We start from the raw sequence: 22,917 nt of genomic DNA, 5'->3' as shown, positions 1-22,917 counted from the left end.
GGGACCAGCCCGGGCACCGCTGGTTGTGGAAGCAAGATGCGGTCATTCGTGCGGAAGTTCGCCGTCGTCGCCGGTGTCGTGGTGGCCGGGGTCGTCGTGGCGCCCGTCACGCAAGCTCAGGCGACGGTGGCGACCTGTCCGGGCAGCGAGGTCTCCGGGTTTCCGAAGTCCCTGAAGAACCAGCTCGGGGACCTGGCCGGCTCGCTGCACCTCTGGTACTCCAGCGCGAGCGGCGGCACCAACTGCGCCAAGGTCTACGACGACGCGTCCGGGTCGCACTCGATGTCGGTCAGCATCCGCCGGTCGGACCAGTCCACTCCGGTGACCGACTCGGGCCGTGGGGCGGCTCAGCCCGCCGAAGCGGCCAGGCGCTCTTCGCGGTCCGCCGTCGCCAGCGCGTCCAGCACGCCGTCCAGGTCGCCGTCCAGGACCTGGTCCAGGTTGTACGCCTTGTAGTTGACTCGGTGGTCGGAGATCCGGTTCTCCGGGAAGTTGTACGTCCGGATCCGCTCCGAGCGGTCCACCGTCCGGACCTGCGAACGACGGGCGTCGGACGCCTTCGCCGCCGCCTCCTCCTCCGCGATCGCCTGCAGCCGGGCCTGCAGCACCTGCAGGGCCCGCGCGCGGTTCTGGATCTGGGACTTCTCGTTCTGGCACGACACGACGATGCCCGTCGGCAGGTGCGTGATCCGGACCGCCGAGTCGGTCGTGTTGACGCTCTGGCCGCCCGGGCCCGAGGACCGGAAGACGTCGATGCGGAGGTCGTTCGGGTCGATCTCGACCTCGACCTCCTCCGGCTCCGGGTAGATCAGGACCCCGGACGCCGACGTGTGGATCCGGCCCTGCGACTCGGTCGCCGGCACGCGCTGGACGCGGTGCACGCCGCCCTCGAACTTCAGGCGCGACCAGACGCCGTCGACGACCGCCGACTTCGTCTTGATCGACAGCGTGACGTCCTTGAAGCCGCCCAGGTCGGAGTCCACCGAGTCGAGGACCTCGGCCTTCCAGCCGTGGCGCTCGGCGTAGCGCAGGTACATCCGCAGCAGGTCGCCGGCGAACAGGGCCGACTCTTCGCCGCCTTCGCCGGACTTGATCTCCATCACGACGTCGGAGCCGTCGTACGGGTCGCGCGGCAGCAGCAGCTCGGTGAGCTTCGACTCGAGGTCGGGGATCCGCGCGCTCAGCTCCTCGGCCTCGGCGGCGAACTCCGCGTCCTCCGAAGCCATCTCCCGCGCGGCCGCGAGGTCGTCGCGGACGGTGTCCAGGTCCTGGACGGCCCGCACCACCGGCGTCAGCTCGGCGTAGCGGCGGCCGAGCTTGCGGGCGCGCGCCTGGTCGGCGTGCACCGCCGGGTCCGCGAGCTGGGTCTCCAGCTCCGCGTGTTCGGCGAGCAGCCCCTTGAGCGAGCTCGAATCCACCTCTGCCACCTCTCAGCCCGGTTCCGCACAAAGAACGGCGCCCACCCGCGCGTGCGGGTGGGCGCCGTGGAAAAAGCTACTTGGCGTCGGCGTCCTTCTTCTGACGCTTGCCGTAGCGAGCCTCGAAGCGCGCGACCCGGCCACCGGTGTCCATGATCTTCTGCTTGCCCGTGTAGAACGGGTGGCAGTTCGAGCAGATCTCGACGTGGATGTCGCCACTGGTCTTGGTGCTGCGCGTGGTGAAGCTGTTTCCGCAGTCGCAGTTCACGGCTGTGACCACGTACTCGGGGTGAATACCGCTCTTCATGGTGTCCTCTCTCGTTGGCTCCGGGTCCCCAGTCGTTCTCGCGGGGTGAACCGGTGCCGGACTTCAGCGGGTAATTCTGCCAGACGGGCTGACGATCACTGGAACGCACCCCGCTGACCAGGTATTCCGAACGCGCCGGAGGCCTCCCCGCGGGTGGCGGGGAGGCCTCCGATGAGCACGTTCAGTCGTCCTCGCCGCCGCCGAGGGCGGTCTTGGACACCTGCATCAGGAACTCGACGTTCGTCTTCGTCTTGCGCAGCCGCGAGATCAGCAGGTCGATGGCCTGCTGCGAGTCGAGCGCGTGCAGCACCCGGCTCAGCTTCACGGTCACGGCCAGCTCGTCCGGGTTCAGCAGGAGCTCGTCCTTGCGAGTACCGGACGGGTTGACGTCGACGGCCGGGAACACGCGGCGCTCGGCGATCTTGCGGTCGAGCTTGAGCTCCGCGTTGCCGGTGCCCTTGAACTCTTCGAAGATGACCGTGTCCATCGTCGACCCGGTCTCCACCATCGCCGTGGCGAAGATGGTCAGCGAACCGCCGTTCTCGATGTTGCGCGCCGCGCCGAGGAACCGCTTCGGCGGGTAGAGCGCGGTCGAGTCGACACCACCGGACAGGATCCGGCCGGACGCCGGGGCCGCCAGGTTGTACGCGCGGCCGAGACGCGTGATCGAGTCGAGCAGCACGACGACGTCGTGGCCCATCTCGACCAGGCGCTTGGCCCGCTCGATCGACAGCTCCGCGACCGAGGTGTGGTCCGCCGGCGGCCGGTCGAAGGTCGAGGCGATGACCTCGCCCTTCACCGAGCGCTGCATGTCCGTGACCTCTTCCGGACGCTCGTCGACCAGGACGACCATCAGGTGGCACTCGGGGTTGTTCGTGGAGATCGCGTTCGCGATGTCCTGCATGATCGTGGTCTTACCGGCCTTCGGCGGCGACACGATCAGGGCGCGCTGCCCCTTGCCGACCGGCATGATCAGGTCGATCACGCGGGTCGTGAGCTTGTGCGACTCGGTCTCGAGGCGCAGCCGCTCGTTCGGGTACAGCGGGGTCAGCTTGGTGAAGTCGGGACGCCGCTTGGCCTCGTCCGGCTCCAGGCCGTTGATCGAGTCGACGCGCACCAGCGGGTTGAACTTCTGCCGCTGCTGCTCGCCGTCACGCGGCTGGCGCACGACGCCGGTGATGGCGTCACCGCGGCGCAGGCCGTACTTGCGGACCAGCGAAAGCGAGACGTACACGTCGTTCGGGCCGGCGAGGTAGCCGGAAGTCCGCACGAACGCGTAGTTGTCGAGCACGTCCAGGATGCCCGCGACGGGCAGCAGGACGTCGTCCTCGCGGATCTCGGTGTCCGGCGAACCGCCGTCACGCTGGCCGCCGCCACTGCCCCGGCGGCGACGGTCGCGGAAGCGACGGCCGCGACGGCCGCCTTCCTCGTCGTCGTCCGGCTGCTGGGCGCGGTTGTCACGGTTGTCGCGGTTGTCCTGGCCGCCGCGGCTGCCGCCGTCCTGCTGGTTGCGCTGACGGTTGCCGTCCTGGCGGTTGTCGTTGCGGCCGCCGCCCTGGCGCTGCTGGTCGCGGTTGCCGCCGCCACCCTGCCCCTGCTGGCGGTCGCCCTGCTGACGGTCCCCACCGGCCTGACGGTCACCCTGCTGACGGTCGCCGCTCTGCTGGCGGTCACCGCCCTGCTGGCCGTCGGGCGACCCGGCGGCGCGGTTCGAGCCGCGACGACGCCGGCTGCGGCCGCCCTCCTCGGGCTGGCCGTCCTGGCCCTGCTGGCCGTCCTGCTTGTCCTGCTGCGGGCGCTCGGCCTGCTGCGGGGCCTCCACGGCCGGGGCGCTCGCCACCGGGGCCTCGGCCTTCGGCTCGGTCTCGGCCGGCGCCGCGGGCGCCTCGGCCTTGGCCTTCGGCGCGGCCGCCTTCGGCGGCTCGCCGACGCCCTCGAGGGGCAGCGTCTCGGCGGCCGGACGCTTGCGCGACTTGCCCTGACGCTCACGGATCGCGGCGATCAGATCGCCCTTGCGCATGCCCGTCGTCTCACCGACGCCGAGCTCCCCAGCCAGCGAACGCAGTTCCGCCACGGTCTTCCCGGTCAACCCGCCGACCGTCTTCTTGGGAGCGGGGGTGGTGCCGTTCGACTCCGCGGCGCTGCTACCCACGTCGCTCAAAAGATCGGTGTTGCTCACACATGTCCTTCCTGACCGATCCACGCCTCCAGGCGGATCAGCGGACTGCCGCTCGCTTCTGATCGCGAACCGGCGTATCTGCCCCCCGATACGGGAGATGAGCTCTTCGGCCGTGCGAAACACAGCTGGAGCGCCTCCACCACAGGGGTTTGCGTCCTCCATTCGGAGGACACGGAATTCGGCACCGCCGAAACCGGAAACCCGCCTACGTTCCTCCGCGTTACCCCGCTTGCCAGGCGGTGCGGATTCGGCGGATCAACGAAGGATGCGATCCGGAGACCGGCATCGGGTGCGGAAACGCACGGTGATCGAACGCCCCCGAGGGTAGACCGCGCCGGTGCCGGGTGCAACAACCACCCCCCGCGTGGCGGGCGGGGCGGCGAGCACGTGACCCAGCCTTTACTGAGCCGCAACCTGCACTCCCGCGAGATCCACGGGCAGCTCGAAGACGTCGAAGCCCTCAACGTCGACCCCTGGCGGCAATATTCCCGTCGTGGTCAGCGCGAGCACCGTCGGACCGGCTCCGGAGACCGCGGCGGCTACTCCGCGTGTACGCAGCGTCGCCACCAGCTCCCCGCTCGCCGGGTACGCGGGAGCCCGGTAGTGCTGGTGCAGGCGGTCTTCGGTGGCCGCGAGCAGCAGCTCCGGCTTCGCCGTCAGCGCGTGCACGGCGAGCGCGGCGCGACCGGCGTTGTGCGCGGCGTCGGCGTGCGGCACGGTCGCCGGCAGCAGGCCGCGCGTGGTCGCGGTGGCCGAGCGCACCGACGGCACCGCCACGACCGGCCGGATCGACGGGTGCGGCAAGAGCCGCTCGGCGTGGAACTCCGAGCCTTCGCACCAGGCCACGACGAGGCCGCCGACCAGGCTCGCCGCGGCGTTGTCGGCGTGGCCTTCGAAGCCGGCGGCCAGCTGCAGGGCCTCGAAGGCGTCGATCTCGCGGCCCGCGAGGGCGTACCCGGCGGCGACGCCGGACACCACCGCGGCCGCCGACGAGCCGAGCCCCCGCGCGTGCGGGATCGCGTTGTAGCAGCGCAGGTGCAGGCCCGGCGGCTCGACGCCGAGGTGCGCGCAGGTCCGCCGGATGGCGCGCACGACGAGGTGGGTCTCGTCGGTGGGGACGTCCTCGACCCCGCCCGCGCCGGCGTCGATGACCTCGACCTTGAGCCCGGCGTCGATGACCCGCACCTCGACGACGTCGTGCAGGCCCAAGGCCATGCCGAAGGCGTCGAAGCCCGGCCCGAGGTTCGCCGTCGACGCCGGGACGGTGACCTTGAAACCGCCGGTCACCGCAGGTCCAGCGCCGCCGCGACCGCCGTGGGGTCCACCGCGAGGGGTTCCACCTCGACGTTGCCCGCCAGGGCCGTCTGCGGGTCCTTCAGGCCGTGCCCGGTGACGGTGCAGACGACGCGCGAGCCGCGCGGCAGCCTGCCGTCGGCGGCCGTGGCCAGCAGGCCGGCCACGCTGGTGGCCGACGCCGGCTCGACGAACACGCCCTCGCGCCCGGCCAGCAGCCGGTAGGCCTCGAGGATCTTCTCGTCCGTCACGGCTTCGAAGAGCCCGCCGGAGGAGTCCTTCGCCTTCACCGCGGCGGTCCACGACGCCGGGCTGCCGATCCGGATCGCCGTCGCGACGGTCTCCGGCTCCGCCACCGGCTCGCCGTGCACCAGCGGTGCCGCGCCGGCCGCCTGGAAGCCGAACATCCGCGGGGTGTTCTTCACCACAGAGTCGGCCGCGTACTCCGAATACCCCGCCCAGTAGGCGGTGATGTTCCCGGCGTTGCCGACCGGGAGGCAGTGGATGTCCGGTGCCGCGCCCAGCGCGTCGCAGATCTCGAACGCCGCGGTCTTCTGGCCGGCGATGCGCACCGGGTTGACCGAGTTGACCAGCGTGACGGGGTAGTCGGCGGCGGTCTTGCGCGCCAGCTCGAGGCAGTCGTCGAAGTTGCCGTCGACCTGCAGGATCCGCGCGCCGTGCAGGACGGCCTGGGCGAGCTTGCCCATCGCGATCTTGCCCTGCGGCACCAGCACGGCGCAGGTGAGCCCGGCGCGGGCGGCGTAGGCCGCGGCCGAGGCGGACGTGTTGCCGGTCGACGCGCAGATCACCGCCTTGAGCCCGCTGGCGAGCGCGTGCGTGATGGCCACGGTCATGCCGCGGTCCTTGAACGAGCCCGTCGGGTTCGCGCCCTCGACCTTGAGGTGGACCTCGCAGCCGGTCAGCTCGGACAGGTACCGCGCGGGCAGCAGCGGCGTGTTGCCTTCCCCGAGCGTGACGACCTGCGCCCCGTCCGGGACCGGGACGCGGTCCCGGTACGCCTCGATGATTCCCGGCCAGGGTTGACTGCTCATGCGATCGCCTCGCTCCGCGAGACAGTGTCTGATCCTGTCTGGCGCATGATTTCCATGGTTCGCTCGCAAGCGTCGCTCACTGGTCTTCGCCTTCCACCCGCATCACGCTGACGACTTCGTGGACGACGTCGAGCTTGGCGATCTCGTCCACAGTGGACTGCAAGGCCGCGTCCGGGGCCTGGTGGGTCACCACGACCAGGCTCGCGCGGTCGCCGACGTCGCTCTGCCGGACGGCCGCGATGCTCACCCCGTGCCCGGCGAACGCCTGCGCCACCTGGGCGAGCACACCGGCGCGGTCGGCCACGGAAAGGCTTACGTGGTACCGGGTCGGCGTCTGGCCCATCGGCCGCACCGGCAGCGCCGCGTGCGCGGACTCGCGCGGCCCGCGGCCGCCGGCGACCAGGTTGCGGGCCACCGCGACGAGGTCGCCGAGCACCGCGCTCGCGGTCGGCGCGCCACCGGCGCCCTGGCCGTAGAACATCAGCTCGCCGGCGGCGTCGGCCTCGACGTAGACAGCGTTGAACGCGCCGCCCACCCCGGCCAGCTGGTGGCTGCGCGGGATCATCACCGGGTGCACGCGGGCGGAAACCGACTCGACGCCGTCGTCGTCGGCCACGCGCTCGCAGATCGCCAGGAGCTTGACCGTGCGGCCGAGCATCCGGGCCGCGCCGAGGTCGGCGGCGGTGACGTCGGCGATGCCCTCGCGGTGCACGTCCGACGCGGTCACTCGGGTGTGGAACGCCAGCGACGCGAGGATCGCGGCCTTCGACGCGGCGTCGTAGCCGTCGACGTCGGCGGTCGGGTCGGCCTCGGCGTACCCGAGGCGGCTGGCCTCGTCGAGCGTCTCGGCGTAGCCGGCGCCGGTCGAGTCCATCGCGGAGAGGATGTAGTTCGTGGTCCCGTTGACGATGCCCATCACGCGCGTGATGCGGTCACCGGCGAGGGACTCGCGCAGCGGGCGCAGCAGCGGGATGGCCCCGGCGACCGCGGCCTCGAAGTAGAGGTCGGCGCCCGCGGCGTCGGCCGCCTCGAACAGGTCGGCGGAGTGCTCGGCCAGCAGGGCCTTGTTCGCCGTGACGACCGACTTCCCGGCCTTCAGCGCGGCCAGCAGCCAGCCGCGCACCGGCTCGATGCCGCCGACCAGCTCGACCACGACGTCGACGTCGTCGCTGGTCACGAGCTTCTCGGCGTCGGCGGTCAGCAGCTCCGGCGGCAGCTCGGGGTGCTTGTCCGGGCGGCGGACGGCGATGCCGGCCAGCTCGACCGCCACCCCCGCCCGGGCGGCCAGCTCGTCGGCCTGCTCGGCGAGCAGCCGGGCGACCTCGCCGCCGACGGTCCCGCACCCGAGCAGGGCGACCTTGACGGCCCGTCGTTCCTCTGGGGCAGTCACTGTGTTCAGACCTCCAGGCGCAGCATGTCGTCGGTCGTCTCGCGCCGCAGCAGCAGCCGGGAGCCGCCGTTGCGCACGGCGACCACGGCCGGCCTCGGCTGCCGGTTGTACGTGCTCGCCATCGAGTAGCAGTAGGCACCGGTCGCCGCGACCGCCAGCAGGTCGCCGGGAGCCAGCGTGTCGGGCAACCAGCAGTCTCGTACGACGATGTCGCCGGACTCACAGTGTTTTCCCACCACCCGGGACAGTACGGCCCCGACCGGCTGGCCGGCCTCTTCCGCGGAGCGGGAAACGAGCCGGACGTCGTACACCGCGTCGTACAGCGCGGTCCGGATGTTGTCGCTCATCCCGCCGTCGACGCTGACGTACCGGCGCGACAGGTCGTCGCCGAGCGAGACGTCCTTGATGGTGCCGACTTCGTACAGCGTGACCGTGCCGGGACCGGCGATGGCGCGGCCCGGCTCGCCGGCGATGCGCGGCACCGGCAGGCCCGCGTACGCGCACTCCTTGCGGACGATCTCGCGGATCTGCGTGATCATCTGCGCCGGCGGCGGCGGGTTGTCCTTCTCGGTGTAGGCGATGCCGAAGCCACCGCCGAGGTCGACCAGGCTCAGCTGGTCGAGCAGTTCGGGGCCGTGCTCCTTGGCGAGATCGGCGAGCAGCCCGACGACGCGGCGGGCGGCGACCTCGAAGCCGTCGGCGTCGAAGATCTGCGAGCCGATGTGGCTGTGCAGGCCGACGAGCTTGAGCGAGCGCGCGTTGAGCACCCGGCGCACCGCCTCCGCGGCGTCGCCCCCGGCCAGCGAGAACCCGAACTTCTGGTCCTCGTGGGCGGTCGCGATGAACTCGTGGGTGTGCGCTTCGACGCCAACGGTGACCCGGATGAGCACCGCCTGCACGACGTCGTGGCGCGCGGCGATGTCGGCCAGCCGGGCGATCTCGAAGTACGAGTCGAGCACGATCGTGCCCACCCCGGCGACGACCGCGGCCTCGAGCTCCGCGGGCGACTTGTTGTTGCCGTGGAAAGTGATCCGCTCGACCGGGAAGTCCGCGCGCTGCGCCACGGCGAGCTCGCCGCCGCTGCAGACGTCGAGGCTCAGTCCCTGCTCGGCCACCCAGCGGGCGATCTCGATGGACAGGAACGCCTTCGACGCGTAGTGCACGAGCGTCGGGTCGTCGAACGCCTCGGCGTAGTCGGCGCAGCGGGACTTGAAGTCGGCCTCGTCGACCACGAACAGGGGCGTGCCGTGCTTTTCGGCGAGCTCGCGGACGTCGACCCCGGCGATCCGGACGACGCCGTCGGCGGCGCGGAAGGTGTTGCGGGGCCACACCTTCGCGGGGAGCTTGTCGAGCTCCTCGGCTCCCGACGGCTGGAGCCCGGAGGTGTCGGCGTGGGGGTAGACGTCGGCGTGCCTGGGGCCCGCGGGGTGAGCCATTTCTTACATCCGTTCCGGAGCGGAGACACCGAGGAGCGCGAGGCCGTTCGCCAGGACCTGGCGGGCGGACTCGCACAGCGCGAGGCGGGCGTACGTCAGAGGGGTCGCCTCCTCGTCGCCCATGGGCAGCACCCGGCCCACGGTGTAGAACTTGTGGTAGGCGCCCGCGAGTTCTTCGAGGTAGCGCGCGATCCGGTGCGGCTCCCGCATTTCGGCGGCGCGACGCACGGTTTCCGGGAACTCGCCGATGGTGCGGATCAGGTCGCCCTCGGCGGGCAGGGTCAAGAGTCCGAAGTCGACGTCCGAAGTGGACTTGAGGCCGAGATCGGCGGCGTTGCGCTGCAGGGACGCCAGCCGCGCGTGCGCGTACTGGACGTAGTAGACGGGGTTGTCGTTGGAGTGCTTGCGCAGCAGGTCCAGGTCGACGTCCAAAGTGGAGTCCACGGAGTAGCGGATCAGCTCGTAGCGGGCCGGGTCGACGCCGACTGCCTCGACGAGGTCCTCCATGGTGATCACGGTGCCCGCGCGCTTGGACATCCGCACCGGCTTGCCGTCGCTGACCAGGTTGACCATCTGGCCGATCAGCACCTCGACGGTCGCCGGGTCGTCGCCGAACGCGGCGGCGGCGGCCTTGAGGCGGGCGATGTAGCCGTGGTGGTCCGCGCCGAGCATGTAGATGCACAGGTCGAAGCCGCGGTTGCGCTTGTCCTTGAAGTAGGCCAGGTCGCCGGCGATGTAGGCCGGGTTGCCGTCCTGCTTGATGACGACGCGGTCCTTGTCGTCGCCGTACTCCGACGACTTCAGCCACCAGGCGCCGTCTTCGAAGTACAGGTTCCCGGAGTCCTTCAGCTGCTGGACGGCGGCGTCGACCGCGCCGGACTCGTGCAGCGAGTTCTCGTGGAAGTAGACGTCGAAGTCGGTGCCGAACTCGTGCAGGCTCTGCTTGATCTCGGTGAACATCAGGCCGATGCCGATCCGGCGGAACGTCTCGTGCCGCTGCTCCTCCGGCAGCGAGAGCGCGCTCGGCTCGGCCTTGATGACCTCGGCGGCGATGTCGTTGATGTAGCCGCCCGCGTAGCCGTCCTCCGGCGCGGGCTCGCCCTTCGCGGCGGCGATCAGGGACCGGACGAACCGGTCGATCTGGGCGCCGGCGTCGTTGAAGTAGTACTCGCGGGTGACCTCGCCGCCCTGCGCGCCCAGCACCCGGCCCAGCGCGTCGCCGACCGCGGCCCAGCGGGTGCCACCCAGGTGGATCGGGCCGGTCGGGTTGGCCGAGACGAACTCGAGGTTGATCTTCGTGCCGGCCAGCGCGTCCCCGCGGCCGAACGCGGCGCCGGCCTCGAGCACCTGGCGGACGATGTCGCCCTGCGCGGCCGCGGCGAGCCGGAAGTTGAGGAAGCCGGGGCCGGCGACCTCGGCCGAGGCGACGCCGTCGTCCGCGGAGACCGCTTCGGCGAGCGCTTCGGCGAACTCGCGCGGCTTCAGCCCGGCCTTCTTGGCCACCTGCAGGGCCAGGTTCGTCGCGTAGTCGCCGTGGTCGGGGTTGCGCGGGCGTTCGATGGTCACCTGCTCCGGCAGCACGGCGTCGTCGATGCCGCGTGCGGCGAGCACCTGCACGGCGGAGCTGCGGACCAGGTCGGCGAGAGCGGCGGGAGTCACCTGCCGAATTCTAGGTGTGCCCAGGTGGGGCGCTCGCATCGGTCTCGGCCACGTCACGGCGGGCATCCACGTGAGGCGTTAACGGTGATCAGACGGCCGGTCTCTACACTGGCCGGGGCGGGAATCCGTCCGCAGCCACCAGAGGGAGAACGCGGGAGCCATGGCGAACGGGACAACTCGGAAAAAGGGGTCGGCGGTGAAGGCGGCCCGCGGTTCCGTGGTGAGCAAGAAGGGCACGCCGTGGGGCACGATCATCGCCGTCGTGGCCATCGTCGCACTGGCCGGCGCCGTGATCACCTACTACATGGTGGCGTCCGCGCCGAAGCGTGAGCAGAAGGACCGCGAAGCAGCGGCCGCGTCGTTCGCGCCGACGGCGTCCGACCCGGACCCCTCCAAGCGCATCCCCGGCGTGGTGACGGCCACCTACACCGGCAGCGTGCACGTGCTCCCGACCGAGCGCGTCGCCTACGACAAGACCCCGCCGTTCGGCGGCCCGCACGACGGTTACTGGGCCACCTGCACCGGCACGGTGTACCCGAACGCCGTCCGGACCGAGAACATGGTCCACGCGCTGGAGCACGGCGCCGTCTGGATCGCCTACAACCCGCAGCAGGTCACCGGGGACGCGCTGAACCTGCTGAAGGTCCGCGCCGAGGGCAAGCCGTACACGATGCTTTCGCCGTACCCGGGCCTCGACAAGCCGATCTCGCTGCAGTCGTGGGGCCACCAGCTGAAGCTGGACGCCGCCGACGACGCCCGGATCGACGAGTTCATCGCCGCGCTGCGCAGCAACCCGAACGGTGTCTACCCCGAGGTCGGCGCCTCCTGTGACGCCCTCGGCCCCGGCCAGTTCGACCCGGACAACCCGCCGCCGTTCGACCCGTCGAAGCCGGGCCCGGACGCCAAGGCGATGGACTACAAGGGCAGCACGGGTGCGCAGGCCGACCAGACCGGCGGCATGGGCCAGCAGCAGCCCGCTCCTTCGACCGGCGCCCCCGCGCCTTCGGCGACGCCCACCAAGTGAGCACCGAAGCCGACGTCGAGACCGACGCCCCCGAGCAGCCGACCTGGTCCCGCTGGGTGATCATCGGCGGGACGCTGCTCGCGGTGCTGCTCATCGGCGCGACGGCAGGGATGTTCCTGACCCGCACCATCGACGACGACCCCGCCGCCGCCACACCGGTGGCGGGGTCGGTCGAGGTCGGCTTCTCCCAGGACATGTCGACGCACCACCTGCAGGCCGTCACGATGGCCGGCTGGGCGCGCGACCACTCGACCGATCCGGAGATCCGCCAGCTGGCCTTCGACATCGAGCGCACGCAGCTCGAGCAGGTCGGCCGGATGAAGGGCTGGCTCATGCTGTGGGACCAGCCGGAGCAGGCCATCGGCGCGCCGATGAAGTGGATGACCGAGCCGATGGCGGGCCACGACGGCATGGCGATGGGCACGTCCTCGGTCAACCCGGGTGCCGGTGCCCTGATGCCGGGCATGGCGACCGAGGCGGAGCTGGCCAAGCTGCGTTCGCTGTCGGGCAAGGAGCTGGACGTGTACTTCCTCCAGCTGATGCTCCGCCACCACCAGGGCGGCACGGCGATGGCCCAGTACGCGGCGTCGCACTCCTCGATGCCGGCGTTGCAGGCGCTGGTCCGCAGCATTCTTACGTCGCAAGGCGCGGAGATGGACCAGATGAAGCTGATGCTTTCGGGCCGGGGCGCGCAGCCGCTGCCTTAGCTACCAGCTGAGCTCCTGGCACCGCCGGGCGCAGTGCGGTGCCTCCACCTGCAGCGTCGCGTGCTCGATGGCGTACCGCGAGGACAGCAGGTTCTGCGCATCCAGCAGCACGTCCGATTGCTGGGCGGGCGGCGCCAGCGTCAGGTGCGCCGAGGCGACCTCCATGCCCGACGTCAGCGTCCACACGTGCAGGTCGTGCACGTCCGCCACCCCCGGCAGTGCGGCCAGCTCGGCGTTGATCGCGCCGACGTCGACGCCCTGGGGCGCGTGCTGGAACAGGATGCGCAGCGCGCGGCGGGCCAGCGTCCACGTGCGGGGCAGCACGAACAGCCCGATCGCGACGCCGATGATCGGGTCGGCGTAGCGCCAGCCCGTCAGCAGCGTCAGCGCGCCGCTGATCAGCACACCGACCGAGCCGATCAGGTCGGCCAGCACCTCGAGGTAGGCGCCGCGGACGTTGAGGCTTTCCTTCGCTCCCGAGCGCAGCACGGCGAACGACACGAGGTTGGCCGCGAGACCGGCCGTGGCGGCCAGCAGCACCGGCAGGCCGGGCACCGCGGGCGGGTCGCCGATCCGGCCGACGGCCTCGACGAGGACGTACCCCGCGACACCGAACAGCAGGACCGCGTTGGCCAGCGCGGCCAGCACTTCGGCGCGGTAGAGCCCGAACGTGCGGCTGACCGTGGGGCCCGTGCGCCGCGCCAGGATGATCGCGGCGAGCGCCATCCCCACCCCGAGGACGTCGGTGAACATGTGCGCCGCGTCGGAGATCAGGGCCAGCGAGCCGGTCGTGAAGCCGACGATGAACTCGAGCACCATGAAGCCGAAGCCGATGCACAGGGCGATGGTCAGGCTCCGCACGTACCGGCCCGACGCGCTCGCCGGCGCGACCGCTTGGCCGTGCCCGTGGCCGTGTCCCATTACGCCTCCGTTCGCGGTTCACCGTCGGGGCCAAACATATAGTCGGATGCGCATATGTGCAACAGAGGGAACCCTAAGTTCACCCGTCCGAAAGCTACTCCGCGGACTCGCGGCGTCCAATCCACCAGGCGGGGTTTCCCAGCGGGCGGACCGGTCACGCTTCGACGTCGACCATCCGCCGCAGCAGGTCACGCAGGTGCACGCGATCGTCCGGGCCCAGTGCGGCGAGCGGTTCGGCCGCGAACCCCAGCGAACGCCGGAAGTCGCGCGCCAGCACGGCTCCCGCGGGCGTGGCCACGATGTTCTTGATCCGCCGGTCGCGCTCGTCGGACCGGCGTTCGACGAGGCCGCGCGCTTCGAGGCGGTCGATGATCCCCGTCACGTTCGAGCGCTCGGAGTTCAGCTTCTCGGCGATCCGGTGCATCGGCAACGGCTCCCCGAGCGCTTCGAGCACCTTGGCCTGCACCGTCGTCAGCCCCTGCGCGGCCGCCGCGGACTCGTAGGAGCCGACGAACCGGTCGACGATCCGCGCGAGCAGGGCGACGACGTCGTCGGTGATCGGGTCAGCGCTCATCCGCCGAGTGTAAGCCGATAGTTGACTACATGAACCATCCATGCCTATAGTCATTTTAGTTCACTACATTAATCATCATCCCCCTGAATCACATCGAGGTCCTCAGATGAGCAACGACCGCGTCGCCCTGATCACCGGCACGTCCACCGGGATCGGCCTCGCCACGGCGGTCCGGGCGGCCCGCGCGGGCTTCCGGACCGTCGCCACGCTGCGCGACCCCGCGCGCGCCGACCGCCTGCGTCGCGAGGCCGGCGACCTGGACCTGGGCATCCGCGCGCTCGACGTGACCGATCCCGCGTCCGTCCGCACGGCGTTCGAGGGCGTCCTCGCCGACTACGGCCGGCTCGACGTGCTGGTGAACAACGCCGGCGCGGGGCACGTCGGCACGCTCGAGCAGGAGCCGGTTTCGGCGGTGCGCGAGACCATGGAGGTCAACTTCTTCGGCGTCGTCGAGACGACGAAGGCCGCGCTGCCGGCGTTGCGCGCGAGCGGCGGCCGCGTGATCACGGTGACCAGCATCGGCGGCGCGGTCGGCCAGCCGTTCAACGAGGCCTACTGCGCGGCGAAGTTCGCCGTCGAAGGCTTGATGGAGTCCCTCGCGCCGGTCGCCGCGGCCCAGGGCGTCACGGTGTGCGTCGTCGAGCCGGGCGCGGTCGCGACGGAGTTCGTGAACAACATCGGCGTCGGCGAACAGCTCTTCGCCGACGCCGGCCCCTACGCCGAGTCCCTGGGCAAGTACATCGCGAACGTCACGAACTCGTTCGAGGGCGCCCAGACGGCCGACGAGGTCGCCGCGGTGATCCTGGACGCGATGACGGCCGACGCACCGGCGTTCCGCATCCAGACGTCGAAGCAGGCCGAGGAGTTCGTCGGGCTCAAGTTCGCCGACCTCGACGGCTCGGCCGTGCAGCGGCTGACGACCGGCTGGCTCGCCTAGCGCACCAGCCGGAAGAACCCGCGGACCTGCTCGACGAACAGCCCGGGCTGCTCCAGCGCGGCGAAGTGCCCGCCGACGGGCAGCTCCTCGAACCACCGCAGATCCGTGTAGCGCTGCTCGGCCTGCCGCCGCGAGGGCCGCATGATCTCCTTGGGAAACACCGAAACCCCGGCCGGAACATCCACAGTGGACAAGTCCCGGTCGTTGTTCTCCCAGTACATCCGCGCCGACGACGCCGCCGTCGCGGTGAACCAGTAGGCCGAGATGTCGTCGAGGATCTTCTGCCGGTCGACGGCGTCCTCCGGGTGGCCCTTGTTGTCGGTCCAGGCCCAGAACTTCTCGACGATCCAGGCGGCCTGGCCGGCGGGCGAGTCGGTGAGGCCGTAGCCGAGCGTCTGCGGCCGGGTCCCCTGCTGGGCGGAGTAGCCGGCCCCGGAGCGCCGGAACTCTTCGAGGTCGGCGAGGGCCCGCCGCTCCCCGGGCGTCGGATCGTCCCGCGTCATCCGCACGGGCGCGAAGTTGACGTGCACCCCGGCGATCCGCCCGGACCGCGCGAGGGCGTTCGTGATGGCGGCACCCCAGTCGCCGCCCTGGGCGCCGTAGCGGTCGTACCCGAGCTCCTGCATGAGCCGGTCGAAGAGCTCGGCGACCCGCGCGATCTTCAAGGCGGGCTTGTCGCTCCACCCGAACCCGGGCAGCGACGGAGCGACGACGTGGAAGGCATCGGCGGGATCCCCGCCGTGCTTCGCGGGATCGGCGAGCGGCCCGAAGACATCGAGGAATTCGAGAACGGACCCGGGCCACCCGTGCGACAGCACGAGCGGCAGCGCATCCGGTTCCGGCGACCGCAGGTGCACGAAGTGCAGCCCGACCCCGTCGACCTCGGCCCGGAACTGCGGGAAGGCATTGAGCCGGGCGGCGAACCCGAAGTCGTACTCCTCACCCCAGTCCCGGCAGAGCTCCTGGACGTAGGCGAGCGGAACACCCTGCGACCAGTCCCCGACGGTCTCGGCCTCCGGCCACCGAGTCCGCCGAAGCCGCTCCCGCAGGTCGGCGACATCGGCTTCATCGAGAGAGACCTGGAACGGCTTGACCATCTCGGCTCCTTCAAGCGGGCCTCTTACGCTAGCGACGTCCCGGCGAATGGATCAACTTTTATAGCTCTGACCAGCGGATCTTTTACTGGGGCCACCTGCCCGCGAGGGGTCCGGAGGATGCGCTAAGCTTCTGGAGTCGCCCAGCGATGGGCCCTCGTAGCTCAGGGGATAGAGCACTGCCCTCCGGAGGCAGGTGTCGCAGGTTCGAATCCTGCCGAGGGCACCCTCTTTGAACACGCAAAACCGGCCCCTACCAGCGAAAACGCGGTAGGGGCCGATTCATGTCTTACCCGGCTGACCACGGTGGACCACGGCCGAATACGGGGGCCAGCGGCCAATGTACGGCCACGCTCACCGGCGCGTGCCCAGCGCCGTTTCGACAGTGTGGCGGGTGAGGGATTCGAACCCCGTAGGCGTAAGCCAACTGGTTTACAGTCTGTCCCCGGGCGCTGTGCGTATCAGGGATCCCCGCTTCGAATCTCGCTTAAGTCAGGTGGCGGTGGTCAGGTGGGTTTGCGAACGAGGCCGGTGTAGGCGGCGATGGCGAGGGTGGCCAGGCCCCAGAGGAGGGCTTGGAGTGCCCAAAGGGTGGCGGTGAAGGTTTGGCCCCAGCCGGTGGTGGTGTCGAGGTCGCAGTGGGCGCGAATGCCGGTGGTGCCGAGGGGGAGGCCGCGGTCGATGCCGAGGCCGATGAGTTCGACGGGTGAGCAGGGTGTGCCGGGGTCGGTGGGTTTTGCGGTGGTGGGTGGGACGCGTTCGGCGGCGAGGTGGCCGGGGTGGGTGGTGACGTGTCCGGCGATGAGGCTGAGTGTGGCGGCGAGGGTGAGGACGACGGCGAGGGCGGTGACGAGGCGGTGGGCGCGGTAGCCGTAGCGGCCGAGCCAGCCCCAGAGTGCGTGTCGTCCGCGCGCGAGTCGGTTGCCCAGAGCCTCAGGGGTGCGGCGGCGAAGTTCGTTTTGCTGGGTGATCAGGACTTCGCGGGCGTTGTTGTCATGGCCGGCGGCGCGTTCGGTCGCAGCGAGTTGCTGGAAGGGTTGGGGTGTGTAGGCGGGGGTGTGGTGGACGAGCAGGTGCAGCCATTGACGCCACGAGAGGTCGCGCAGGCTGGGGTAGGTCAATCCGAAGGTCGTGAAGGTGCGGTCGCCGTCAGGGCAGTCACGGCGGCTCATCCCCTGTCGGCCGGCGGGACACACCACCGTCGGCGGGAACAGCAAGCCCCCGGTGATCTGCGCTTCCTGCAGGATGAGGAGCGGACCTGAACTGTTGTCCAACCTGGACATCCGCAGGGAAATTTGGCCGCCGATGTGGGCGCCGAGCAGCCGGATCGCACCGTGTTCTCCGGTGCCGACAATGGTGGAATCGTCCATGAACAGGGCGCTCCCGGTGCGGAGGCGATCGGCGTCCAGCGCGGGGTCGGTGGTACTGGTGATGGTGGCTCGCTCAAGGTCGATTGAGCCGCCGATGCGGGCGTCGATCAGCCGGATCGCGGCGGGTTCTCCGGTGCTGGTGATGGTGGTGTCCCGCATGAGCAGGTCGCTGTCGGTGCGGAGACCATCGGCGGCCAGTGCGGGGCCGGTGGTACTGGTGATGGTGGCTCGCTCAAGACAGAGTTGGCCGCCGATATGGGCATCGAACAGCCGGATCGCGCCAGGTTCTCCGGTGCTGGTGATGGTGACGTCCCGCATGAACACGTTGCTGTCAATGCGGAGGCCGTCGGCGTGCAGGTGGGCGAGCTGGCTGTCATTCAGGTTCAGGTCCGGCAAGTGCGCGTTTTGGCAAACGATGCCATTCGGGATCGCACATCGAACCAGATTCAGACCGGTGACAGCGGTGACACAATAGAGGTCGAGCCGTCCGACGACCCGCACCCCCACGATTTGGATCCCGTGTGGGTCGAGGTCACCGTGTAGGCCACGAAGCAGCTCACGGATCAGGTCAGCTCGCACTCGCAGTTCGGGATCGCCGGTGGCTGCCAGATCTTCCACGCTCATCGTCGTGGCGGATGCAGCGACTGCCCCGCAGCGGGCGGCGTCGACCACCTGTTGCTCAAGCTCGGTCAGGTCGGTTAGTACGGGTGAGGCCTTCGTCTCGTCCACACCACCAAAGTCGATGACACGCTGCGGAATGTGACACCTAAAACGCAGCGGTCCGGCGGAGCACGACGCCCCGGAGCGGGAACCGCCTTTCGAACATGCCCTCAGCCCCAGCAATGGCCAGAATTTCACCGTCTGAGAGCGCCGTACGCGGCCACAGAGCGTCCCTGGCGTCGCCGGACATGGGGACCGGCACAGGCACGCAGAGAGCCGGTTTCGCGGGTCGGTGGAGCGTCGCTACGCCTTGCAAGTCAGGGAGTGACCCTCGTGGCCGTGTCGAGACTGTTACACCTGCAGCTCCGTCACTCTGACCGACCCGAAATGCGGTTTCGGGAGTGACAGCCAATTGACACCCCTGACGACAGCTCTCTTCCCACACTAATTCTCTGTCTCTGTAATCACGGAGCAGGAAAACGAGCTGAAACAGGAGACAGCCCTCCTGGTTCAGCTCGTTGACCCTTCACCCCAGCGGACGGCCAATCAACGACCAAACGGCGGTTGATCGCGAGCAAGGGAAGTGACAACGTGCAGTTCAGAGCCGCACATCCCCTCATTCCAGCCCGTCCCTCCGGAGGCAGGTGTCGCAGGTTCGAATCCTGCCGAGGGCACCTCCAAGGAAGCGGGAAACCGCTTCCCCTTACCGTTTCCACACTCCAAGCGGTTCTTCGGCCACTCCGGCCGCACTCATTTCGTGCCCACGGCAGCAGGTCCGCGACGCACTCCCCGGCCGGCGACTTGCGGCCAAAGATCGATCCGCGCCCGGTCGGCGGCCTACCGCCGCAAGCGGGACAGCCACCGTCTCACCCGCCGTTCTCCTACGGCAAGCGGCCCGCCCCCTCAAACCGTCGGGTCGGGACCGAGGGCGCGATCCAGCAGCTCGCCCAGCTGGTCGAGCTGCGCGCCCGACAGGTCGCGAAACGAGGACTCGGCGACGGCGTCCACCAGGCTCTGGCCCTCGGCGCGCAGACGCGCGCCCTCTTCGGTGAGCCGGTGCCGTACCGCCCGGCCCGGCCCCGGCACCCGTTCGATCAGGCCCCGCTCGGCCATCCGCGCGGCCAGCGAACCGAAGGACTGGTCGGTCTGGAACGTCAGCACCGCCAGGTCGTGCAGCGACGCGTCCGGCTCGCGGTGCAGGTGCCGCAGCGTGTCCCACTGCACGAGCGACAGCCCCAGCGGCGCCAGGGCGCGGCTCAGCGCGCGGTGGTGGCGGTACTGCAGGCGCTTCACGGCCAACGAGACATCACCGGGGCGGTACTTCATGCGTACACCCTAACCGGCCGGAGACAGCTTGCTTATCTAAGGAACCTTATATAAGGTTCCTTAGGTAGCGAGTCCACGACCGAGAAGGACCCATGACGACTCTCCCCACGGCCGGCTCACTCCGGCCCACCCGCACCGAAACCCACACCGTCGGCACGGTCGAGGTGACCCTCCAGGACCGCGACCGCACCCGGCCGTTCCTGCTCCTGCACGGCGGCGGTGGCGTCGCCACGATGGCCGGCTTCGCCGATCTGCTCGCCGAGCGCACGCACTCCCGGGTGCTGCTGCCGACCCACCCCGGTTTCGGCGGCACCCCGAAGGACGACAGCCTGACCGGCGTCACCGAACTGGCGCAGGCGTACGTCGCGCTGCTGGAGGAGCTCGACCTCACCGGCGTCACCGTGATCGGCAACTCCTTCGGCGGCTGGCTGGCCGCCGAGATCGCCCTGCGGAAAAGCCCGCGGGTCAGCGGCGCCGTGATCATCGACGCGGTCGGCATCGAGGTCGACGGCCACCCGCTGACCGACGTCAGCGGCCTCTCGCCCACCGAGTTGCGCGCGCAGTCCTTCCACGACCCGAGCAAGGCGCCCGTCCCGCCGGGCGGCGGCACCCCGGACGTCCTGGCCCTGATCGGCTACACGGGCCCGGCCATGGCCGACCCGACGCTCGTCGACCGGCTCGGCGCCATCGACATCCCGGTCCACGTGCTCTGGGGCGAAAGCGACGGCATCGTCGACCCCGAATACGGGAAGGCCTACGCCGCCGCGATCCCGCTCGCGACGTTCACCCTGCTTCCCCGCACCGGCCACCTGCCCCAGGTCGAGACACCCGAAGAGCTGCTGGGCGCACTGCTCGACCTCGGCAACTGACCCCAGGAGAACCAGCATGAGCACCTCGTTGACCGTGACCCGGATCGGGCACGCCTGCCAGCTGATCGAGATCGGCGGGATCCGCGTCCTGACCGACCCGTGGTTCACCCAGGCCGCGACCTACTACCAGGGCGAACCGGTCAGCTCGGCCGTCGAAGCCCTCGGCCGTCTCGACGCGGTCGTCATCAGCCACGAGCACTACGACCACTGCGACCTCGACGCCCTCGTCACCGGCGGCTTCGACCTCACCACCCCGCTGATCGGCCCCGGCACGGTCGCGACCATCGCGCGGGACAAGGGTTTCCGCGACGTCCGCGTCGTCGAGGCCTGGGAAGCCGCCACGGTCGGCGACCTCACCGTGACCGCCACCCCGGGCAAGCACGGCGTCCACGAAGTCACCTTCGTCCTCCAGTCCGGGGGCCGCACCGTCTTCTTCGGCGGCGACTCGTTGCGCGTCCCGGAGCTCGACACCATCCCGGACCGGTTCGGCCCCGTCGACCTGGCCATCCTGCCGACGAACGGCCTGTGCATCCGGCCGATGAACCTCGCGCAGGTGGTCATGGACGCCGAGGAAGCAGCCGGGCTGACCGCCGCGCTGAAGCCGGCGATGGCCGTGCCGCACCACTACGCCTTCCACAGCGGCCGTCTGGGCGATCAAATGATCACCAAGGGCGATCGAGACCCCCGGCACTACGCCGACGCGGTCGCCCGGCTCGCCCCGGAGATCGACGTCCGCCTGGTTCTGCCCGGGACCACGGTGGTGGTCCCGTGACCGACCGGCGGTTCACGCCCGAGGTCGGCGACGACCTCCCGCCCGGTGAGCGGCCGATGATCGCCGTCGTCCGGGCGATCCCCGGCCACGAAGACCGGCTCGCCGCCGCCATCGCGGTGCTCACCACCGCGGTGCGGCGCGAGCCCGGCTGCGTGGAATTCCGGTCGTTCCGGGACATCGGCGACCCCGGAACCTTTCGCCTCTACGAGATCTACGCCGACACCGACGCGTTCCGGGCCCACCTCGAGACCGCGCACGTGGCGCACTTCTTCACCGAACTGGCCCAGCACAGCACCTCCGACGCCGGCGCGCTGACCCAGCTCGCCGAGTTGCCCGCACCCGGATCTCGGACCGTGCCCGCCGGTCACGCGAACGAAGACGACGAGCGGTAGAAATCCCCGCCGCCGCGGCCCAGGTGCGGCTCACTCTTCCGGCGGGGCCCCGCGCCAACGCCACCCTGTCTGCTTCGCGCGGCCCGGGACCTCCACCCGATCCATCGCCCACGACAACGCTGTCCACGGATCCAGGTCCGAGACGTCGCCCAGGTGCGGGAACAGCCGGGCCACCGTCCGCGCGCAGACGTCGCGTGGCGGATCCAGTGCCAAGCCGAGGCCGCGGGCCACGTCTTCCCCGTGGACCAAGACCTCCGCGCAGCCCATTGCCGCGAAGCCACCCGGGTCCGCCGTGCCCGTCGGGTGGTACGCGCGGGCCTCCGGTGGGGACGTCCGGACCACCGCCGCGAGGATTGCGCTGCCCGCCAACGCGAACTCCAGCGCGTCGGCCGATGACGCGTCCTTCGCCAACGAAGCCAGGAAAGGCAGGTACCCGCTCGGACGGCGTGAGACGAGCTGAGCCGCGTACGACAGCAAGCAGTCGCCGATGTGCTCCGCCGTGTGCCAGGCGTCCAGGTCGCCCGTGCCCGCCGCGGTCGTCCAGTCCTTCGACGCCGCCGGGCGCAAACCCCCGGCCAGGCTGGCGATGGCCGCGTCGAGATCAGCGGCGGAAACCGGATTCATGATCGGGACCCTAGCCGGTAGCTTCCCGGCGCGGCACCGAACTCACGCTTGAACGCGTGCGAGAACGCGAAAGGCGAGCCGTAGCCGACCTTCGACGCGATCGACGGCAGGGGAAGATCCGTGTCCTGCAACAGTCCCGCCGCCGTCGTGAGGCGCCACCACGTCAGGTACGCCATCGGCGACCGGCCGGTCAACGCGGTGAACCTGCGGGCGAGCGTCGCGCGGGACAGGCCTGCCTTGGCCGCCAGGTCCTCGATTCGCCACGGCGCCTCGGGGTTCTCGTGCAACGCTGCCAACGCCGCCGCGATCGCCGGGTCGCGCAACGCCTGGGGCCAGCCCTCACCCGGGTTTCCCGCCAGCCACACGCGGATCAGGTAGACCAGCAACAGATCCAGTAGTCCCGTCAGGACCGTGGCCGAGCCCGGCCGGGAAGACGTCACCTCCGCGCCGAGCAGGTCGATCGCCGACCGCAGCTCCGGAGAACCGCCGACCCGGGCGGGGATGTGCACCACCTCCGGCAGGCTCGCCAGCACGGGATGGCGGCGCGCGCGGGACAAGCGGTACTTGCCGCACAGGAACTCCGTGCGGCCGTCCGGCTCGGGCACCGCCGTCTCGAACGGCACCGCGCCCGCCGCGTCCGGCCGCGACGACAGCGTGTGCGCGCTGCCGTGCGGGACCAGGACCGCGTCGCCCGCGCCCAAGGCGACCGGCTCGCCGTCGGACGGGATCAGCCAGCCGCTGCCGCGCAGCAGCACGTGGAAGCCCGCGCCCTCGTACGGCGCGAAGCCGTAACACCACTCGGCGCCGGCGCGCAGCCGGTTCGACGTCGGCTGCCCGATCCGGACCGCCGCGATCGCGTCACTCAACAGGTCCACAGCACCACTATAAGACGTTCGCGCATCAAAATGAGCAA

General features: G+C 70.5%; 22 protein-coding genes and 1 tRNA gene. 8 read left to right on the top strand and 15 right to left on the bottom strand.

Annotation, left to right across the window (positions count from 1 at the left end; translation table 11 throughout):
• Positions 1–36 precede the first annotated feature (36 nt).
• A complete protein-coding gene (locus tag AA23TX_RS04175; RefSeq protein WP_155541260.1) occupies positions 37–456 on the top strand; it encodes a hypothetical protein in 420 nt (139 codons plus the stop codon).
• Here AA23TX_RS04175 and prfA read toward each other — a convergent pair.
• The 8 genes from prfA to argS all read right to left on the bottom strand — a co-directional run bounded on the left by prfA (position 348) and on the right by argS (position 10,734).
• Entirely contained in the window at positions 348–1,418 is a 1,071-nt protein-coding gene (gene prfA, locus AA23TX_RS04170; protein WP_155541259.1) for a peptide chain release factor 1, read from the bottom strand. The genes AA23TX_RS04175 and prfA overlap by 109 nt on opposite strands.
• Positions 1,419–1,494: 76 nt before the next feature.
• Positions 1,495–1,725, bottom strand: a complete 231-nt coding sequence (gene rpmE, locus AA23TX_RS04165; protein ID WP_155541258.1) for a 50S ribosomal protein L31 — start codon at positions 1,723–1,725, stop codon at positions 1,495–1,497.
• Between the two features lie 181 nt (positions 1,726–1,906).
• Positions 1,907–3,904, bottom strand: coding sequence for a transcription termination factor Rho (rho, locus tag AA23TX_RS04160; protein ID WP_155541257.1), 1,998 nt, complete (start codon positions 3,902–3,904; stop codon positions 1,907–1,909).
• Between the two features lie 399 nt (positions 3,905–4,303).
• Positions 4,304–5,191 (bottom strand): homoserine kinase, encoded by an 888-nt coding sequence (thrB, locus tag AA23TX_RS04155; protein ID WP_155541256.1) that lies wholly within the window; start codon positions 5,189–5,191, stop codon positions 4,304–4,306.
• A complete protein-coding gene (thrC, locus tag AA23TX_RS04150; protein ID WP_155541255.1) occupies positions 5,188–6,249 on the bottom strand; it encodes a threonine synthase in 1,062 nt (353 codons plus the stop codon). The genes thrB and thrC overlap by 4 nt, the downstream gene beginning before the upstream one ends.
• Before the next feature lie 76 nt (positions 6,250–6,325).
• Positions 6,326–7,639, bottom strand: a complete 1,314-nt coding sequence (locus AA23TX_RS04145; protein WP_439328743.1) for a homoserine dehydrogenase — start codon at positions 7,637–7,639, stop codon at positions 6,326–6,328.
• 5 nt (positions 7,640–7,644) lie between these two features.
• The gene (gene lysA, locus AA23TX_RS04140) at positions 7,645–9,075 is read right to left on the bottom strand and encodes a diaminopimelate decarboxylase (protein ID WP_155541253.1); all 1,431 of its coding nucleotides are present in this window, start codon (positions 9,073–9,075) and stop codon (positions 7,645–7,647) included.
• A 3-nt stretch (positions 9,076–9,078) separates the two neighbouring features.
• Positions 9,079–10,734, bottom strand: a complete 1,656-nt coding sequence (gene argS, locus AA23TX_RS04135) for an arginine--tRNA ligase (RefSeq protein ID WP_155541252.1) — start codon at positions 10,732–10,734, stop codon at positions 9,079–9,081.
• 196 nt (positions 10,735–10,930) lie between these two features.
• Here argS and AA23TX_RS04130 point away from each other — a divergent pair, with 196 nt between their 5' ends.
• Entirely contained in the window at positions 10,931–11,758 is an 828-nt protein-coding gene (locus tag AA23TX_RS04130) for a thioredoxin-like domain-containing protein (protein ID WP_155541251.1), read from the top strand.
• The gene (locus AA23TX_RS04125; protein ID WP_155541250.1) at positions 11,755–12,465 is read left to right on the top strand and encodes a DUF305 domain-containing protein; all 711 of its coding nucleotides are present in this window, start codon (positions 11,755–11,757) and stop codon (positions 12,463–12,465) included. The genes AA23TX_RS04130 and AA23TX_RS04125 overlap by 4 nt, the downstream gene beginning before the upstream one ends.
• On the opposite strand, the gene AA23TX_RS04120 is transcribed toward AA23TX_RS04125, so the two are convergent.
• Together AA23TX_RS04120 and AA23TX_RS04115 are read right to left on the bottom strand one after the other, a co-directional pair.
• Positions 12,466–13,386, bottom strand: a complete 921-nt coding sequence (locus AA23TX_RS04120) for a cation diffusion facilitator family transporter (protein ID WP_155541249.1) — start codon at positions 13,384–13,386, stop codon at positions 12,466–12,468.
• Positions 13,387–13,540: 154 nt separating this feature from the next.
• Positions 13,541–13,960 (bottom strand): MarR family winged helix-turn-helix transcriptional regulator, encoded by a 420-nt coding sequence (locus AA23TX_RS04115; protein WP_155541248.1) that lies wholly within the window; start codon positions 13,958–13,960, stop codon positions 13,541–13,543.
• Between the two features lie 106 nt (positions 13,961–14,066).
• Here AA23TX_RS04115 and AA23TX_RS04110 point away from each other — a divergent pair, with 106 nt between their 5' ends.
• Entirely contained in the window at positions 14,067–14,897 is an 831-nt protein-coding gene (locus AA23TX_RS04110) for an SDR family oxidoreductase (RefSeq protein ID WP_155541247.1), read from the top strand.
• On the opposite strand, the gene AA23TX_RS04105 is transcribed toward AA23TX_RS04110, so the two are convergent.
• Positions 14,894–15,994, bottom strand: a complete 1,101-nt coding sequence (locus AA23TX_RS04105) for an epoxide hydrolase family protein (protein WP_155541246.1) — start codon at positions 15,992–15,994, stop codon at positions 14,894–14,896. The two genes, AA23TX_RS04110 and AA23TX_RS04105, sit on opposite strands and share 4 nt — an antisense overlap.
• Positions 15,995–16,144: 150 nt before the next feature.
• Between AA23TX_RS04105 and AA23TX_RS04100 the strand changes: the two genes are divergently transcribed.
• A tRNA-Arg gene (locus AA23TX_RS04100) sits at positions 16,145–16,217 on the top strand.
• Between the two features lie 280 nt (positions 16,218–16,497).
• On the opposite strand, the gene AA23TX_RS04095 is transcribed toward AA23TX_RS04100, so the two are convergent.
• Positions 16,498–18,090: a hypothetical protein gene (locus AA23TX_RS04095; protein WP_230862335.1), complete on the bottom strand. Its 1,593-nt coding sequence runs from the start codon at positions 18,088–18,090 to the stop codon at positions 16,498–16,500.
• Between the two features lie 834 nt (positions 18,091–18,924).
• Positions 18,925–19,347 (bottom strand): MarR family winged helix-turn-helix transcriptional regulator, encoded by a 423-nt coding sequence (locus AA23TX_RS04090; RefSeq protein ID WP_155541245.1) that lies wholly within the window; start codon positions 19,345–19,347, stop codon positions 18,925–18,927.
• 92 nt (positions 19,348–19,439) lie between these two features.
• Here AA23TX_RS04090 and AA23TX_RS04085 point away from each other — a divergent pair, with 92 nt between their 5' ends.
• From AA23TX_RS04085 to AA23TX_RS04075, 3 genes are read left to right on the top strand one after another with little or no spacing between them, the layout of a single operon-like run.
• The gene (locus AA23TX_RS04085) at positions 19,440–20,216 is read left to right on the top strand and encodes an alpha/beta fold hydrolase (RefSeq protein WP_155541244.1); all 777 of its coding nucleotides are present in this window, start codon (positions 19,440–19,442) and stop codon (positions 20,214–20,216) included.
• A 16-nt stretch (positions 20,217–20,232) separates the two neighbouring features.
• Positions 20,233–20,988 (top strand): MBL fold metallo-hydrolase, encoded by a 756-nt coding sequence (locus AA23TX_RS04080; protein ID WP_155541243.1) that lies wholly within the window; start codon positions 20,233–20,235, stop codon positions 20,986–20,988.
• A complete protein-coding gene (locus AA23TX_RS04075) occupies positions 20,985–21,380 on the top strand; it encodes a putative quinol monooxygenase (RefSeq protein WP_230862334.1) in 396 nt (131 codons plus the stop codon). Before AA23TX_RS04080 ends, AA23TX_RS04075 begins: the two co-directional genes overlap by 4 nt.
• A 30-nt stretch (positions 21,381–21,410) precedes the next feature.
• Here AA23TX_RS04075 and AA23TX_RS04070 read toward each other — a convergent pair whose 3' ends face one another.
• Positions 21,411–22,004, bottom strand: a complete 594-nt coding sequence (locus AA23TX_RS04070) for a maleylpyruvate isomerase mycothiol-dependent enzyme family protein (RefSeq protein WP_155541242.1) — start codon at positions 22,002–22,004, stop codon at positions 21,411–21,413.
• A complete protein-coding gene (locus AA23TX_RS04065) occupies positions 22,001–22,879 on the bottom strand; it encodes an AraC family transcriptional regulator (RefSeq protein WP_155541241.1) in 879 nt (292 codons plus the stop codon). The genes AA23TX_RS04070 and AA23TX_RS04065 overlap by 4 nt, the downstream gene beginning before the upstream one ends.
• Positions 22,880–22,917: the final 38 nt, after the last annotated feature.

Origin of the sequence: Amycolatopsis camponoti (genome assembly GCF_902497555.1) — a bacterium.
Classification (GTDB): Bacteria; Actinomycetota; Actinomycetes; order Mycobacteriales; family Pseudonocardiaceae; genus Amycolatopsis; species Amycolatopsis camponoti.
Note: the sequence above shows the minus strand (reverse complement) of the source record. Positions and strands in the feature narration are given on the sequence as shown.

What these genes read in the sequence shown, in the direction of transcription:
- AA23TX_RS04175 (WP_155541260.1), top strand. Translation starts at nt 37, where the DNA reads ATGCGGTCATTCGTGCGGAAGTTCGCCGTCGTCGCCGGTGTCGTGGTG.
- rpmE (WP_155541258.1), bottom strand. Translation starts at nt 1,725, where the DNA reads ATGAAGAGCGGTATTCACCCCGAGTACGTGGTCACAGCCGTGAACTGC.
- thrC (WP_155541255.1), bottom strand. Translation starts at nt 6,249, where the DNA reads ATGAGCAGTCAACCCTGGCCGGGAATCATCGAGGCGTACCGGGACCGC.
- lysA (WP_155541253.1), bottom strand. Translation starts at nt 9,075, where the DNA reads ATGGCTCACCCCGCGGGCCCCAGGCACGCCGACGTCTACCCCCACGCC.
- AA23TX_RS04120 (WP_155541249.1), bottom strand. Translation starts at nt 13,386, where the DNA reads ATGGGACACGGCCACGGGCACGGCCAAGCGGTCGCGCCGGCGAGCGCG.
- AA23TX_RS04115 (WP_155541248.1), bottom strand. Translation starts at nt 13,960, where the DNA reads ATGAGCGCTGACCCGATCACCGACGACGTCGTCGCCCTGCTCGCGCGG.
- AA23TX_RS04110 (WP_155541247.1), top strand. Translation starts at nt 14,067, where the DNA reads ATGAGCAACGACCGCGTCGCCCTGATCACCGGCACGTCCACCGGGATC.
- AA23TX_RS04105 (WP_155541246.1), bottom strand. Translation starts at nt 15,994, where the DNA reads ATGGTCAAGCCGTTCCAGGTCTCTCTCGATGAAGCCGATGTCGCCGAC.
- AA23TX_RS04090 (WP_155541245.1), bottom strand. Translation starts at nt 19,347, where the DNA reads ATGAAGTACCGCCCCGGTGATGTCTCGTTGGCCGTGAAGCGCCTGCAG.
- AA23TX_RS04085 (WP_155541244.1), top strand. Translation starts at nt 19,440, where the DNA reads ATGACGACTCTCCCCACGGCCGGCTCACTCCGGCCCACCCGCACCGAA.
- AA23TX_RS04080 (WP_155541243.1), top strand. Translation starts at nt 20,233, where the DNA reads ATGAGCACCTCGTTGACCGTGACCCGGATCGGGCACGCCTGCCAGCTG.
- AA23TX_RS04070 (WP_155541242.1), bottom strand. Translation starts at nt 22,004, where the DNA reads ATGAATCCGGTTTCCGCCGCTGATCTCGACGCGGCCATCGCCAGCCTG.